The sequence below is a fragment of the Croceicoccus pelagius genome, assembly GCF_001661915.1.
Classification (GTDB): Bacteria; Pseudomonadota; Alphaproteobacteria; order Sphingomonadales; family Sphingomonadaceae; genus Croceicoccus; species Croceicoccus pelagius.
On sequence record NZ_LYWY01000037.1, the window covers coordinates 32,358 to 47,114 of the forward strand.

Annotated in this window: 15 protein-coding genes; 8 read left to right on the forward strand and 7 right to left on the reverse strand. The window is 63.7% G+C overall.

Translation table 11 applies throughout. The features are described 5' to 3' along the window. Positions 1-25: 25 nt before the first annotated feature. From A9D15_RS09505 to nadC, 6 genes are all read left to right on the forward strand, one after another. Positions 26-1,159: a phosphatase domain-containing protein gene (locus tag A9D15_RS09505; RefSeq protein WP_066764357.1), complete on the forward strand. Its 1,134-nt coding sequence runs from the start codon at positions 26-28 to the stop codon at positions 1,157-1,159. 81 nt (positions 1,160-1,240) lie between these two features. Then, on the forward strand, positions 1,241-2,611 hold the full coding sequence (locus A9D15_RS09510; protein WP_066764358.1) for a M48 family metalloprotease: 1,371 nt from the start codon (positions 1,241-1,243) through the stop codon (positions 2,609-2,611). A gap of 9 nt (positions 2,612-2,620) precedes the next feature. After that, on the forward strand, positions 2,621-3,397 hold the full coding sequence (locus A9D15_RS09515) for a DsbA family protein (protein WP_066764359.1): 777 nt from the start codon (positions 2,621-2,623) through the stop codon (positions 3,395-3,397). Between the two features lie 179 nt (positions 3,398-3,576). Further along, a complete protein-coding gene (locus A9D15_RS09520; protein ID WP_066765013.1) occupies positions 3,577-4,794 on the forward strand; it encodes a sensor histidine kinase in 1,218 nt (405 codons plus the stop codon). A 16-nt stretch (positions 4,795-4,810) separates the two neighbouring features. Continuing rightward, the gene (locus A9D15_RS09525) at positions 4,811-5,608 is read left to right on the forward strand and encodes a LytR/AlgR family response regulator transcription factor (protein ID WP_066764361.1); all 798 of its coding nucleotides are present in this window, start codon (positions 4,811-4,813) and stop codon (positions 5,606-5,608) included. A 193-nt stretch (positions 5,609-5,801) separates the two neighbouring features. Then, positions 5,802-6,659: a carboxylating nicotinate-nucleotide diphosphorylase gene (gene nadC / locus A9D15_RS09530; protein WP_066764362.1), complete on the forward strand. Its 858-nt coding sequence runs from the start codon at positions 5,802-5,804 to the stop codon at positions 6,657-6,659. A 52-nt stretch (positions 6,660-6,711) separates the two neighbouring features. On the opposite strand, the gene A9D15_RS09535 is transcribed toward nadC, so the two are convergent. Both A9D15_RS09535 and A9D15_RS09540 read right to left on the reverse strand, forming a co-directional pair. After that, positions 6,712-7,671, reverse strand: coding sequence for a phosphotransferase family protein (locus tag A9D15_RS09535; protein WP_066764364.1), 960 nt, complete (start codon positions 7,669-7,671; stop codon positions 6,712-6,714). 108 nt (positions 7,672-7,779) lie between these two features. Continuing rightward, a complete protein-coding gene (locus A9D15_RS09540) occupies positions 7,780-8,247 on the reverse strand; it encodes a nucleoside deaminase (RefSeq protein WP_066764366.1) in 468 nt (155 codons plus the stop codon). Between the two features lie 155 nt (positions 8,248-8,402). Here A9D15_RS09540 and rpmB point away from each other — a divergent pair, with 155 nt between their 5' ends. Next, the gene (gene rpmB / locus A9D15_RS09545; RefSeq protein ID WP_066764368.1) at positions 8,403-8,690 is read left to right on the forward strand and encodes a 50S ribosomal protein L28; all 288 of its coding nucleotides are present in this window, start codon (positions 8,403-8,405) and stop codon (positions 8,688-8,690) included. A 37-nt stretch (positions 8,691-8,727) separates the two neighbouring features. Here rpmB and A9D15_RS09550 read toward each other — a convergent pair whose 3' ends face one another. The 4 genes from A9D15_RS09550 to xseA are packed head-to-tail and all read right to left on the reverse strand — an operon-like array spanning position 8,728 to position 12,369. Continuing rightward, positions 8,728-9,714: an esterase-like activity of phytase family protein gene (locus A9D15_RS09550; protein ID WP_066764370.1), complete on the reverse strand. Its 987-nt coding sequence runs from the start codon at positions 9,712-9,714 to the stop codon at positions 8,728-8,730. Next, positions 9,714-10,622, reverse strand: coding sequence for a M23 family metallopeptidase (locus A9D15_RS09555; protein ID WP_066764372.1), 909 nt, complete (start codon positions 10,620-10,622; stop codon positions 9,714-9,716). The genes A9D15_RS09550 and A9D15_RS09555 overlap by 1 nt, the downstream gene beginning before the upstream one ends. Further along, complete coding sequence (locus A9D15_RS09560; protein ID WP_066764373.1) at positions 10,619-10,819, reverse strand: DUF2093 domain-containing protein; 201 nt, start codon at positions 10,817-10,819, stop codon at positions 10,619-10,621. Before A9D15_RS09560 ends, A9D15_RS09555 begins: the two co-directional genes overlap by 4 nt. Before the next feature lie 26 nt (positions 10,820-10,845). Beyond that, the gene (gene xseA / locus A9D15_RS09565; RefSeq protein WP_066765014.1) at positions 10,846-12,369 is read right to left on the reverse strand and encodes an exodeoxyribonuclease VII large subunit; all 1,524 of its coding nucleotides are present in this window, start codon (positions 12,367-12,369) and stop codon (positions 10,846-10,848) included. Here xseA and purD point away from each other — a divergent pair. Beyond that, positions 12,321-13,622: a phosphoribosylamine--glycine ligase gene (purD, locus tag A9D15_RS09570; protein WP_066764375.1), complete on the forward strand. Its 1,302-nt coding sequence runs from the start codon at positions 12,321-12,323 to the stop codon at positions 13,620-13,622. The two genes, xseA and purD, sit on opposite strands and share 49 nt — an antisense overlap. Before the next feature lie 23 nt (positions 13,623-13,645). Here purD and A9D15_RS09575 read toward each other — a convergent pair whose 3' ends face one another. Further along, positions 13,646-14,641, reverse strand: coding sequence for an adenosine kinase (locus A9D15_RS09575; RefSeq protein ID WP_066764376.1), 996 nt, complete (start codon positions 14,639-14,641; stop codon positions 13,646-13,648). Between the last annotated feature and the right edge of the window lie 116 nt (positions 14,642-14,757).

The window sequence follows — 14,757 nt, forward strand, 5'->3', positions numbered from 1 at the left end:
ACGCCTTCGGCCCCGTTGGTCGGATATGCCTTTCTTCGGACACCCGCCCCACGTCTTTCCCTATTTCGGCCATCGGAACGCCAACCGCCTGACGATCACCGCCCGCGCGCTGCGCGCCCGCGAACCGAGTTGGGACCACCAGAGCGATCTTGCCAAGATCCGCGCGCTCTGGTCTCAATTCGCGTCCAAGGAACACCCGCGTCTGCCCGTCTCGCTAGTGATCGGAGCGCCCGACGGCAGCGAGTGGCGACACGAAGGCGTCACCAATGACGAAGGCTTTGTCCGGTTCGATATCGAGATCGACGGCTGGGGCCTTCCCGCGACAACCGCGTGGGAGACCGTTCGGTTCGAATGGTACAACGCCAGGGGCGCGCAGAGTGCTGAAGGCTACGTGCTCGCCCCCGGCACCGATGCGAAGCTTGGCGTCATCTCCGACATCGACGACACGATCATCGAGACTGGCATTACCGGTGGCATCTCAAACGTCGCGCGCAACTGGCGACGCTTGCTGGCAACAATGCCCTCTGATCGGACGAAAGTGCCCGGCGCGGGCAAGCTTTACGGCAATCTGGCCGGTGCGATTGCGGACCCAAGCGCGGACAGGGACAAACCCGGCACCCGCCGCATCGCCACGCAGCGGCCGTTTTTCTATGTCTCCTCCAGCCCGTGGAACCTGTTCCATTACCTCGTCGCTTTCATGGAATCGCGCTCGCTTCCGATCGGTCCGATCCATCTGCGCGACTGGGGCTTCAACCGTGCGACGCTGGGTTCATCGGGTCACGGACTTCACAAGCGCATGGCGGCAACCGCGCTGCTCGAAGCCTATCCGCACATGCGCTTTGCGCTGATCGGCGACGATACGCAGGGCGATCTGATCGCCTTTTCGGAAATCGCGATGGAGAATCCGGGCCGGGTGGCCGCGATCTTCATCCGCATGAACGGCGAACCGCACACCCCCGAAGAACTGGCCGCCAAGGCACATATCGAGGACGCGAATATCCCCCTCTGGCTTGGCGACAGCTTCGACGTGGGCGCCGATTTCCTTGACCGCATCGGCGTTTCGCCGGTGGGCGATACCGCGCAGATCGTGGAGACCATCGAGGAAGAAGGCCCCGCCGCAGGCCCGTCCGATTTAGCACAATCCGCCCAAGACGCTTGAGCCTGTGGCCATCCCGGCTTAATCCCCCGTTCAGCGCCCGACGGCCAATCCGGCAAGCAGACGTCCGGACGCCAGGCAGACATGCAAAGAACCCTGTTCAAACCGCTGGCGTACATCGCCATGCTTCTCGCGCTCGCTCTTCTGGGCGCGCGGCCCGCGCTTGCCCAGTCGGTGCTGCGCGATGCCGAGACCGAGGCGCTTTTGAAAGACATGAGCGCGCCGATCATCGCGGCCGCGGGGCTTGAACCCAATAATGTAGATATCGTCCTCCTCGACGAACCGTCGGTAAACGCCTTCGTCGCGGGCGGGCAGGCGATTTACATTCATTCGGGCCTTATCAACGAGGCGGATTCGGCGCTGCAGGTACAGGGCGTGATCGCGCACGAACTGGGCCACATCACCGGCGGCCACGTCATCAATTTTTCCCAAGGCGCGAAAGCGGCCAGCAACATCTCGATCATCTCGCTCCTGCTCGGCGCGGCGGCGGCCGTCGCGGGCGGCGGCGAAGCGGCGATGGGCGTGATCGCGGCAGGCCAGCAGGCGGCGATGGGCAAGTTCCTTGCCTTCACGCGCGGGCAGGAATCGGCGGCAGACCTTGCCGGCGCGCAGTACCTTTCGGGCGCGGGGCTTTCGGGCCGCGGCTCGCTCGAATTCTTCCAGAAGCTGCAGGCACTGGAACACCGCGCTGGCTATTTCGCGAAAGAGGAAGACACCTTCTTCCGTACCCACCCCTTGTCGCGCGACCGTATCGAGACGCTGACCGCGGTCTATGAAAAGGACCCGGCGTGGAACATGCCCTCCGATCCGCGGATCGAGGAACGCTTCCGCCGCGTGAAGGCCAAGCTCTACGGCTATCAGGCAGAGCCCAAGGCCACGCTCGTCGCCTATCCCGAAACCGACAAGTCCATCGCCGGCCACTATGCCCGCGCCTTTGCCCGCAACAAGGAAGCGCTGATCGGCCAGTCGGTCCAGGAGATCGATGCCCTGATCGCGGCAGAGCCGGAGAATCCCTACTTCCTCGAACTGAAGGGTCAGGTCCTGCTCGAATCGGGCAAGCCCGCCGAAGCGCTAGACCCGCTGCGCCGCGCGGTTGAGCTTTCTGGCAATGAACCGCTGATCGCGACGATGTTCGGTCATGCGCTTATCGCGACCGAGGACCGCAGCCACTACGAAGAGGCCGAAGGCATCCTGCGCACCGCCGTCGCGCGCGATCGCTACAACCCGACCGCGTGGTACCTGCTGGGCCGTATCTATGGCGAGCGCGGCGATACCCCGCGTGCGCGCCTCGCCAGCGCCGAACAGCAGATGCTCACCGGCAGGCCGCAATCGGCCTTGCAGAACGCTTCGGCGGCAGAAGCCGGGCTTCCGGCAGAGACCGTCGACTGGCTGCGCGCGCAGGATATCAAGCTCGAGGCGCGGGCCATCATTGAACAGCAGAAGAAGCGCAGGTAAAACCAACCCATGAACCTTGCTGCCAAGCCTTTCCGCCTGACCGCCGCGATCATTGCGATCGTCCTCGCTGTCGCCGCCGCCATTTGGGTCGTCACTGCCCGTGGAGCATCCCCGGAAAGCGAGGCGGACGCCGCCGTTCGCGCCGCCGGGTTCGACCCGGAAGAGCGCGCCGCGATCGAGGCGCTGGTGCGCAACTACCTGCTCGAAAATCCCGAAATCCTGCCCGAAGTCGTCGACCGGCTCCGCGAAAAGCAGGCTGAAGAGGCGATGGCCGGCATTCAGGAACAGCTCTTCACGCCTTATCCGGGTGCCTATCTCGGCAATCCGCAGGGCACGAAAGTCCTTGTCGAATTCAGCGACTATGCCTGCGGCTTCTGCAAGAAGTCGGTCGAGGCCGTGGACGAACTCATTGCCGAAGACCCCAACCTGAAGGTCGTGATCCGCGAATTCCCGATCCTGTCGCAGGGCAGCGTCGATGCCGCCAAGATGGCGCTCGCCGCCGCGCACCAGGGCAAGTACGAGGAATTCCACAAGGCGATGTACGACATCGGCAAGCCCACGCCCGAAAATATCGAGAAGGCCGCACGCGAGGCCGGTCTCGATATCGGGATGGCGAAGAAGGCGGCTGCCAGCAACGCCATCGCCGCCGAAATCGAGGCGAACCGCGCTTTTGCCAACCAGCTTCAGTTCGACGGCACGCCCGCATGGGTGACGCAGGACCAGACCCTGCAGGGCGCAGTCGGCAAGGCTGCCCTTGCCAGTGCGCTCTCCGGCAAGGGCGGCTAAACGGCTCGTCTCACCCGATCGGCAGCGCGGCCTGGCGTTTATGACAGGCCCGCCTTCTTCACGACCGTCCCGATGATCGCCAACACGGACGCATGATACGTGCCGGGCGCAAGCCGTGGTCGATTCTTGGGCCCGCCGGAGTGCTGTCGCGCGACACGCGATTGCGCTATCAGTCGGGTATGTCCGTCCTTCCCGTCGCCCCCGTACCCTTCTTTGCCGACAAGAACCGCGCGTTCTGGCGCCTTCAAGCCCTGGGCTGGGGCGGTGCGATGGTGCTGCGCGCGATGTCCAGCCTCGCGAATGCACAGCCGTTCACGTTCCTCGTACTTGTCTTCCTTGCGACGGTCACGGGCTTCTCGCTCAGCCTCATACTTTCGGTCATCTATCGCAACCTGATGAACCGCCGCGCGATCGTGACATGGGGCGTCACCGCGATCGTTCTGGCAACGGCGGTAGGCGTCTATGCCTTCATCGATTCTTGGGTCATCTCCCTCTACCGGCCCAGTGCCGAACCCAATTTCGCGCAGCTATTCCTTGGCGTGTTCTACCTCGACCTGACGCTGCTCGGCGCATGGTCCGCGCTTTATTATGCGATCAATTTCTACCTGCAGGTGGAAGAGGCGAACGATCGCCTGCTGGACATGGAAAACCAGGCGACGAGCGCGCAGCTTGCGATGCTGCGGTATCAGCTCAATCCGCATTTCCTGTTCAACACGCTGAACTCGATCTCGACACTCGTGCTGCTCAAACAGACGGAACCGGCCAATGCCATGCTTTCGCGGCTGTCGAGCTTCCTGCGTTACACGCTGGTAAACCAGCCGACAGGGCGCGTGACGGTTTCCCAGGAAATCGACACGCTCAAACTGTACCTCGATATCGAGCGGATGCGGTTCGAGGAGCGCCTGCGCACCCGTTTCGACATCGCGCCCGGCGTTGCGGGCGCATTGCTGCCATCGCTGCTGCTGCAACCGTTGGTCGAGAACGCGATCAAGTACGCGGTCAGCGCCCAGGAATCGGGCGCAGAAATCACCGTGAAGGCCGAACGCATCGGCGAGATGCTGCGCATTACCGTGTCCGATACCGGCCCCGGCATTCCGCGCGGCAAGAGGCCGGAAGACGTGATCGGCGTAGCCCACGGCGAAGGGATGCATTCCACCGGCGTCGGCCTTGCGAACATCAGCGAAAGGCTGGCGCAGGCCTATGGGGACGATCAACGCTTCGAGATCGTGTCGCGCCCGCAGGACGGGTTTTCCGTCATAATCACAATTCCGTTCGACACCGAACCTGACGAGGAAGACGAGGCGTACGAAGGCAAGAAGGGCGCAGGGGCGCCCGCCATCGGCCGCCGGATCGCTGAAACCTTGTCGTCCGCTACCCGTTTATCGTCAAACACGTGACAGGATTCCAATTCCCATGACCATCAGAACCATTCTGGTCGACGACGAAAAGCTCGCCATTCAGGGCCTTCAGGTCCGGCTTGAGCCTTTCTCCGACATCGAGGTGATCGCCACTTGCGCCAACGGGCGCGAGGCGATCCGCGCCATCAAGACCGAGAAGCCCGATCTCGTGTTTCTCGACATCCAGATGCCCGGCTTCGACGGTTTTTCCGTTGTGAAGGGCGTGATGGACGTCGATCCGCCGCTGTTCATCTTCGTCACCGCCTATTCGGAACATGCCTTGAAGGCATTCGAGGCGAATGCGGTCGACTACCTGATGAAACCGGTCGAGGAAGACCGCCTTGCCGATGCCATCGAACGTGCACGCACGCGAATCAACGAACGCAAGGGGCTTGAGGAAGTCGAAAAGCTCAAGAACGTGCTGGCCGAAGTCGCGCCCGACGCGATGGACCAGATGCCGGACGAGGATATCGCCGCCGATGGCCGCTACGAAAAGATGCTGAACGTTAAGGATCGCGGCCAGATCTTCCGCGTCGACGTCGACACGATCGAGCATATCGAGGCTGCGGGCGACTACATGGTGATCTCGACCGGAGAGAACTCGCTGGTCCTGCGCGAAACGATGAAGGACCTCGAACGCCGCCTCGACCCGCGCGCTTTCCAGCGTGTCCACCGTTCCACCATCGTCAACCTCAACCAGGTCCGCCAGGTGAAGCCGCACACCAACGGCGAATGCTTCCTCGTGCTCGATTCCGGTGCCGAGGTGAAGGTCAGCCGCAGCTACCGCGACGTCGTTGCGCGCTTCGTGCATTGATTTGTGTGCCCGACCTTCGGGTCGGGCGCCCTCAAACGCCGCAGTTGTTTGTTTGGCCTCAAGCGCCGGCGGGGCCATCCGGCCCCTTGGCTTTCCTCGCATAGGCTCGGGCGGCCGTTCGGCCTTGCGGGTGTCGCTTCGCGCCCCGATTTCAGCACTTGCTCTCAGTTAGAGTTCTACGCAAAGGCACTTCATGACTTTCTCGCTTCCCGGCTTCGACCTTGACCGCTTCGTCCGCGAAACTCTTGCGGAGGATCTTGGCGAGGGCCTGCCGGACGGCGGGCATGACGTGACTTCTGAGAGCGTGATTCCCGCAGACGCGCGCTTCTCCGGCGTGATGGACAGCCGCGATGCGATTACCGTCGCGGGCCTGCCGATTGCCGCAGCGTTCTTCCGCGCGCTCGACCCCACTTGTTCGATCGAGGTGCTGATCGCCGATGGCGAGACGGTCGAAGGCGGGACCGACCTCATGCGCCTGTCGGGCAATGCCCGCGCGCTGCTGACGGCAGAGCGTAGTGCACTGAACACAGTGCAGCACTTGTCTGGCATCGCGACGATGACCGCGACTTACGTTGCCGCGATGGATGGCCACGCGACCCTGCTAGATACGCGCAAGACCATTCCGGGCCTTCGCCACCTCGAAAAATACGCCACCCGCATGGGCGGCGCGCAGAACCACCGCATGGGGCTGTGGGACGCGGCGATGATCAAGGATAACCACGTCGCCGTGGCAGGCTCCGTCAGCGAAGCCGTCGCCCGCGCCGTGCGCGCGGGAGTTCAGAACATCATCTGCGAAGTCGACCGCATCGACCAGATCGAACCCGCGCTGGACGCGGGCGCGACGCATCTCCTGCTCGACAACATGGGGCCGGACACGCTGCGAAAGGCCGTGGCGCTGATCGACGGGCGCGTGCCGGCAGAAGCTTCGGGCGGTGTCAATCTCGACACCATCGGCCCGATCGCGGCGACAGGCGTGACCTACGTCTCGGTAGGCCGCCTGACACAAAGCGCACCTGCCGCCGACATCGGGCTTGATTTCCAGCCACTTTAGGGGGTTTGCTGTCTCAAAGCGGATTGGCAGCTAACGACCCTAATTGCGGACATTATCCCTTGGCGACTTTCGCGTTCAGACAGGATAATTTGGCATCGAAAATATGGAGCAAGTGCGAGCGGGATTGTTCGTTCGAATGTACGACGATATCACTCCAGTTCTGGCCGTGCTCGCTCATCAATTCTAATAAAGCCAGGCACACATATAGTTCACAAACCTCGTCGTTCTCCAAGCCGGAAAAAGTCAGCCATGCTTGAATGTACTCCTGCGGTTGTCCGGCAACTAGCAGCATCGCAGAAGTCACCGCGATGACGTAACGCGGATCGCCGAAACAGAGATTTTCAACATCGATAATCCCCACTTTGCCGCCAATCGGATCAACGATGACATTCTTTGTTGTTGTGTCATGCAGGAAGGCGATGGGCCGTATCTCAAGAAGGCGGTTCCGCATCGAATTGAGAGTTTCAGCGAGACGGTTCGCGTGGCAGTCGCCAAATAAGCCAGCGTGAGAAATGCGCTTACGCAGCCGCGCGAAGTCCTCATCGAGTAAGTCTGGCAAATTCCTGTGCTGCGCCGGCCCAATGCCCGTCACATAGCCAAATGTGCCAGCCGTGCTTAGTTGGCCTACGATTTTCTGGGCTTGCGCGACTTCATAAGCGACCTGTTTGCGCTGCGTCTCTGTCAATGAATTGAGAATCTGTCCCAAGTCAGTGCCTGGAACTCTCTCCATCATGACCCAGGGAAGCCTGGCATCCAAATCCGAGGCAATGATCTCGGGTATGGGAACACCCATGGGCCGTAGTAAAGCGGTCATCTTCACGCTTGCCGCAAGGCTCTGCCTGCGATCATTCGCTCCGGCTTTGACGACCACGGCTGAGCCATCATCGAGATGAACCTCGAAGACGTAGTGAACAAGTCCACTCGTGAACCGCCGGGTTTGGTCAGCCCTCTTGCCAGTTACCTGCTGCGCAATGGCTTCGGCATAGGAGGCCGTAGGGTGAACTTCTGCCATCTGGAAACGCTAGGATTGAGACAGGGCATAAGCAATCTGGAACGTCAGCTACCCACCCCATAGCAGCCAACCGGCGCCCTCTTAGATAATCCCGAAAGCTGCCGCTCCCTAACGCCGCTCGCGAAAGAACCCGCGCAGCAGGTCCGCCGCTTCCGATTCGCCAATCCCTGCATAGACCTCGGGCCGGTGCAGGCAGCCCGCCTGCTCGAAGGTCCGGCACCCGTGTTCTACCGCGCCGCCCTTGGGATCGGACGCCCCGTAATAGACCCGCGCGATTCGGGCGTGGGCGATGGCGCCAGCGCACATGGGGCACGGTTCCAACGTTACATAGAGGTCGCAGCCCGTCAGCCTATCGTCACCCAGCGCCTGTGCCGCGCGGCGAATCGCCAGCATCTCGGCATGGGCGGTCGGGTCTTTCAACGCGCGGGGGGCATTGTGGGCGCTGGCGACAATCGCCCCGTCCCTCACGATGACCGCGCCCACCGGCACTTCGCCAGCCTGCGCGGCCTTGCGCGCTTCGTCCAGCGCGGCCTGCATCGCGGGGGGAAGCGGCCATCGTTTCGCGGTTTCACTCATTTCATTCGCCGACTTGCCCGAATCGCGAGAATGCGGCAATGGGACCTCGCACCGGAAACGGTTCAGCGCCCGTTTGCTTGACGGACGGGCCTGTCGCCGCTATGCGCGCCGCTTTCCGATTACGGATTCACTGTTTTACAAGCGAGTTTATAGCCATGTCGCGCATCTGCGAACTGACCGGCAAGGGTCGCCAGGTCGGCCACAATGTGAGCCACGCCAACAACAAGACCAAGCGCGTCTTTCTGCCGAACCTGCAGAACGTCACGCTGCTGAGCGAAAAGCTCGAGCGCGGCTACAAGTTCCGCGTCTCGACGCATGGTCTGCGCTCGGTCGAGCACAACGGCGGTCTCGACAACTGGCTGCTGAAGACCAGCGATGCCAAGCTGTCGGCACGCGCGCTCAAGGTGAAGCGCGAGCTGAAGAAGGCTGCAGCCGCAGCCTGATTTCTCCCGCAAGGGAAAGATGAAGAAGCGCCCGCGACTATCGCAGGGCGCTTTTTCGCGTTTCCAGCTTCAGCAGGATCGTGCTCTGCATGACTTGCGCGTCGTTGCTGTCGGACACGACCCAGATGGTCAGAGCGCCGTCTGCGCCTTCCTCGACCGCCATGCCTTCGAAATTGTCGGAAATCCCGGGTCCGCCGATTCGCCCGATCAACCGCGCATCGACCCGGCTGGCAGGCTTCGCATCCGCCAGATCGAAAGCGTAGAGCGCACTTTCGAAACGGAACGGCAGGCCGAAACTGCGGCCCAGTACGAGTACGGTGCCATCGGACAGCACCGCCGCCTCCACCGGGCGCAACCCGTCGGGCATGGCGACATGAAAGAGCCAAGGTTCGGGTGCCTCGACAGGGTCGCTATCGAACATCAGGCCGGGAAACGTCCCGTGGCGACCGTCTTCGCGACCTTCTCCAATCACCATAAACCGCCCGTCCGGAGTGCGCGCCAGCGTTTCCGGACCGCGCAGGGGCGACCAGTCCGACATGGCTGCGGGCCGGACCGTTTTCGGCTTTTCGCCTACCTCGCCCAGACGGGAGATCATGTTCTGGTTTTCGCGGGCGAACCATGTGGTGCCGCCCTCGTCGATGACGATCGCTTCCGAATCGACCACGGCAAAGCCGCCCGAGCCATCGGGCACCAAGGCCCGTGCCGTGGCGGTGTCCCCTTCGCCGGGTTTCGGCATGGTGATAAGCAAGCCGCGATCGCTGACGGCAGCCAGTCTGCCGTCAGCAGTAAGCGCAAGGCCGGACAATGAATGAAACTCGCTCGCCTCGCCGGTCAGCCGCCATGCGCCGGCCAGTTTCAGCGGGCCTGCCTCGTCCAGCGCGGCGCCCTCTATAGGCTCCGCCGCGACCGGAAAATCGAACAGGATGCGCGTGCCGCGAGGAACCGTGCGGTCCGGCACGAACAGGATCAGCCACACGAGCAGCAGCAGGGCCAGAAGCCCGCCTGCCCGCGCGATTCGTGTCATCAGTTGCCCGTCGGCCCCGTGAAGAGCAGCGGATCGAGCCGCGCGTCGTTCCACTTCAGGCTCCAGTGCAGATGCGGCCCGGTGGCCCGCCCGCTGGAGCCGACGAGGCCAAGCCGCTGTCCCTGCTTCACATGATCGCCTTCCTTCACGAAAAGCTGCTGCGAATGGAGGAACGCGCTGTTGAGGCCCATGCCGTGATCGATAATCAGCAGCTTGCCTTCGAGCGAGAAGTCATCGACCGCCAGAACCACGACACCGTCGGCAGGGGCCACGTAAGGCGTGCCCGCCCCCGGCGCGATGTCGATGCCCGAATGATAGCTGCCCGGTTCGCCGCGATAGATGCGTTGCGATCCGAACAGGCCGGAAACGCGGCCCTTGACCGGCCAGATAAAATCCTCGCGCCAGCCTTGCGCACCGGTGACTTTATCGCGCGAAGCGTTGATCGCCTCCAGCTCGGGCATGCGGCGCTTCATGAAGGCCTCGCTCGGCCCGCCGGTGCGGCGTGCGGCATTGATATGTTCGATCCGCCAGTCGCGCGGGCTGATCTGAAGCGGCTTTGTCACTTTGGACCCGTCGCTGCGGGTGGCGACCAGAGTCGCGATCGGCCCTGAATCGCGGTCGAACGCGGCAAGGAACTGCCCGTCGGCATCGACCGACACCGGGTCGCCGTTCAGCGTCAGCGAAGTCGTGCCCACCGGCGCATTGCCGCGAAGCCAGCCGCCTTGAGTCATCTCGCCCGAAAGCGTGAAGACACCGGCAGGGAGAGCCTGCGAGGTAGGTGTAGGGGCCGGAGCCGGTTCGGGTGCCGCAGGGGCCGCTGCCTGCGCCTGTCCATCGGACGGTGGTACGACAGTGCAGCCGGTCAGCGCGGCGGCAAGGGCGAAGAAGGTAAGAGGCGCCCTGATCATCCCTTCGGCGAAAGCCGCTCTGTCGCGATCTCACAAGTGGCGTAGGCTTCCTGACGCTCAACGCTCCAATAACGGAGCATGTCGAGCTGGATCGGAACGCCGGACACGGCGCACAGGACGTGGTCCCCCGCGCTCAGCTGGCGAAAGCCGTTGGGGCCGTAGATCAGGCGGGCCGGTTCTTTGGTACTCATCAACATGCAATCCAGATAGGCAAAGGAACCTGTCAAAACAATGACTGCTGGCCCGAAGCGGGATCATCCTGCGACGAGCGGCGCGCTGCCTTGCGGGGACGCGGTGCAGGTGGCGCGGACTCACCGGGAGTGACGTCCAGAGTACCATCGCGGAAACGCAGCGTCAGGCCCGCTTGCGCCGCTGCACTCTCCCGCGTCGTAACGGCATGGCCCGAAGGATCGGTAACTACCGCATAACCGCGTTCGAGCGGCGCATAGGGATTAAGCTGTGGCAGGAGCCGCGAGAGCGAGGCCAGCGCCTGCCCTGCCTCACGCACCCGTTGACGCGCCAGGATGCCGGGATCGGGTACACGAGCCAGATCGCGGCGAAGCTGCACGACATGGCGCTGCAGAAGCGCCGGGCGCAGGCCCCCGCCGCTTTCGGCCAGCGCGCGCCGCGCCTGTTCCGCACGCCCTGCAAGGCCGCGCCGCAACCGGTCGGTCAGGTCGTCGAGCCGCTGGCCCTGCGCCTCGACCAGCATCTTCGGATCGGGAAGCCGCTCGCTCCAAGAAATCAGTCTCTCGCGGGCGAGCGCCACGGGCCGCACGACGCCGCGACGCTGACGCGCGGCATATTCGTCGAGCATGGCCATCAGTTCCTGCCGTACCGGAACGGCCAGTTCGGCCGCGGCGGTCGGCGTGGGCGCGCGCAAGTCGGCAGCGAAGTCGGCCAGCGTCGTGTCTGTCTCGTGCCCCACGGCGGAGATCGTCGGAATCGTCGATTCGGCGATCGCGCGCACGACGACTTCCTCGTTGAAGGACCACAGATCCTCGATCGAACCGCCCCCGCGCGCAACAATCAGGAGGTCGGGGCGCGGCACCGGTCCGTTTGGGGGTAGCGCCGAAAACCCGCGCACGGCATTCGCAACCTGCTCGGCGGAGCCCTGCCCCTGCACCATGACCGGCCAGACGACGACGTGGCTGGGAAACCGGTCGCCCAGCCGGTGCAGGATGTCTCGGATCACCGCGCCGGTCGGGCTGGTCACAACGCCGATCGTGCGCGGCAGAAAGGGCAGGCGGCGCTTGCGTTCGGGCGCGAACAGGCCCTCGGCCTCCAGTTTCGCCTTCAGCTTCGCAAGCAGCGCCAGCAGCGCGCCTTCCCCCGCGATCTCCATCGATTCGATGACGATCTGGTATTTCGAACGCCCCGGGTATGTCGTCAGCTTGCCTGTCGCGATGACTTCCACGCCGTCCTCGGGCCGGAATGCCAGCCGTCCGGCATTGCCGCGCCACATCACACCGTCGATAACGGCGTTCTCGTCCTTCAGCGCGCAATACATGTGGCCTGATGCCGCCCGTTTGACGCCCGAAAGCTCGCCACGAAGGCGCACATGCCCGAAACGATCCTCCACCGTGCGCTTCAACATTTGGGAGATTTGCGAAATCGACAGGGGAGCGGCGTTGTCCCCTTGCCTCTCCTTCGCTAGGAGCCGCGCGTCTTCATCGTAATTTTCAGGGCGATTGGCCAATGAACTTCCTTTTGATCGGCTCGGGCGGACGCGAACATGCGCTGGCATGGAAGCTGGCGCAATCCCGCCTGCTGGTCCCTGAGGGGCGTGAGCCGGGGAAAATATTCGCCGCGCCGGGCAACCCGGGCATTGCCGACCATGCCGAATGCATAACGCTCGACGTGTCGGACCATGACGCGACTATCGCCTTCTGCGAGGAAAATCACGTCGGTCTCGTCGTCGTCGGCCCCGAAGCCCCGCTGGTCGACGGAATTGCCGATGCGCTGCGCGGTGCCGGTATCGCGGTTTTCGGACCCAGCCGGGAAGCAGCCCAGCTCGAAGGGTCCAAGGGTTTCACGAAAGACATGTGTCAGCGCGCAGGGATACCCACTGCCGGTTACGTGCGCGCCGACACGGCGGACGAGGCGCTGGCCGCGCTGAAGAAATTCACCACCCCCGTCGTCATCAAGGCCGACGGCCTGGCCGCGGGCAAGGGCGTGATCATCGCCGAAAGCGAAGCCGAGGCGATAGAGGCGATCCGCGACATCTTCGGCGGGCGGTTCGGCTCTGCCGGTGCGCAAGTCGTGATCGAGGAATTCATGCGCGGCGAGGAAGCGAGCTATTTCGCGATCACCGACGGCGCGACGATCATGCCGTTCGGTTCGGCGCAGGATCACAAGCGCGTGGGTGAAGGCGACACCGGCCCCAATACCGGCGGCATGGGTGCCTACAGCCCCGCCCCGGTGCTGAGCCCCATGCTGCGCGGGCAGGTTCTGGAACGCATCATCGCGCCGACCGTGCGCCAGATGGCAGAAGACGGCACACCCTATCGCGGCGTCCTCTACGCGGGCCTCATGCTGACCGAGGAAGGCCCGACGCTGATCGAATACAACTGCCGTTTCGGCGATCCCGAATGCCAGGTGCTGATGATGCGGCTGGAAGATGATCTGGGCGAAATCCTTCTGGCCTGCGCGACCAACTCGCTCGCCAAGCTGCGGCCGGCGCGTTTCGCGGACCAGACCGCGCTTACCGTGGTGATGGCGGCCAATGGCTATCCCGACACGCCCGAAAAAGGCGGCGCAATCGATGGCCTGAACGCGGCAGAGGCAAAAGGCGGCAAGGTCTTCCATGCCGGCACCGCACAGAAGGACGGTCAGCTTGTCGCCAATGGCGGGCGCGTGCTGAACGTGACGGCCATGGGCGACAGCGTGACCGCCGCGCAGAAGATCGCTTACGAGATGGTAGACGCCATCGATTTCCCGACCGGCTTCTGCCGCCGCGACATTGGCTGGCGCGAAGTGGAGCGTGAAGCGAAGGGCTGAGCGCGAAGCTCAGCCCGCGCCGATCAGCCCAGACGGTTAGCGACGAGCGCCTTCAAATCCGCCTCGGGCCGTGCGCCATAGTGGCTGATGACTTCCGCCGCCGCGACCGCACCCATCGTCAGGCAATCGGCCAGCAGCGCGCCGCGGACGTGGCCGTGGAGGAACCCTGCGGCAAAGCTGTCGCCCGCACCGGTCGTATCGACGACCTTGGAAACGGGTTCGGCAGGCACTTCGGCGCGCTCCGCACCGGCAACTGCAATCGCGCCCTTCTCGCTGCGCGTGGCGACCAGCACCGGCAGCTTCGGCGCAAGAGCGGCAACGCCTGCCTCGAAATCGGCCGCGCCGGTCAGGCCCAGCAGTTCGACTTCGTTGGCGAAGAGGATGTCGATCAGGCCGTCGTCGATCAGCTTGCGGAAATCGTCGCCGTGGCGGTCGAGCAGGAAAGCATCCGACAGCGTGAAGGCGACCTGACGGCCAGCCTTGCGAGCGGCATCGATCGCACCCTTCATCGCGGCGCGCGGATCGTCGGGGTCCCAAAGGTACCCTTCGAGGTAGAGCACCTTGGCGCTGGCGATGAGGTCCGCGTCGATCGCGCTCGCCGGCAAGTGCTGCGACGCGCCGAGGAAGGTGTTCATCGTGCGCTGGCCATCGGGCGTGACGAGGACGAGGCAACGCGCCGTCGGCGGATCGCCTTCGCGCGGTGCGACTTCGTAGTGGATGCCCGCCGCGCGAATGTCGTGCGCGAAGACCGCGCCGAGCTGATCGTCAGCAACTTGCCCGATGAAGGCCGCCCTGCTGCCCAACGCCGCCAGACCTGCACAGGTATTCGCTGCCGACCCGCCGGAAATTTCCCGCGCCGGACCCATGTGGGCGTAAAGCTCCTCGGCCCGCGACGTGTCGATCAGCGCCATCGCGCCCTTGTCGAGCCCTTCGCTTTCCAGAAACGCGTCTTCGCACGGCGAGATCACGTCCACGATGGCATTTCCGATGGCGAGGACGTCGAAACGGGTATCGGTCATGGCTTGGCTAGGGGCCTTTTAGAGGTCGATGGGAAAATTGCAGCGGGGTTAGGCGCACCTGCCCGATACGGCAAGCGCCGAACATCACGCGCTTTATTGACAGCGGAGCCTTATTG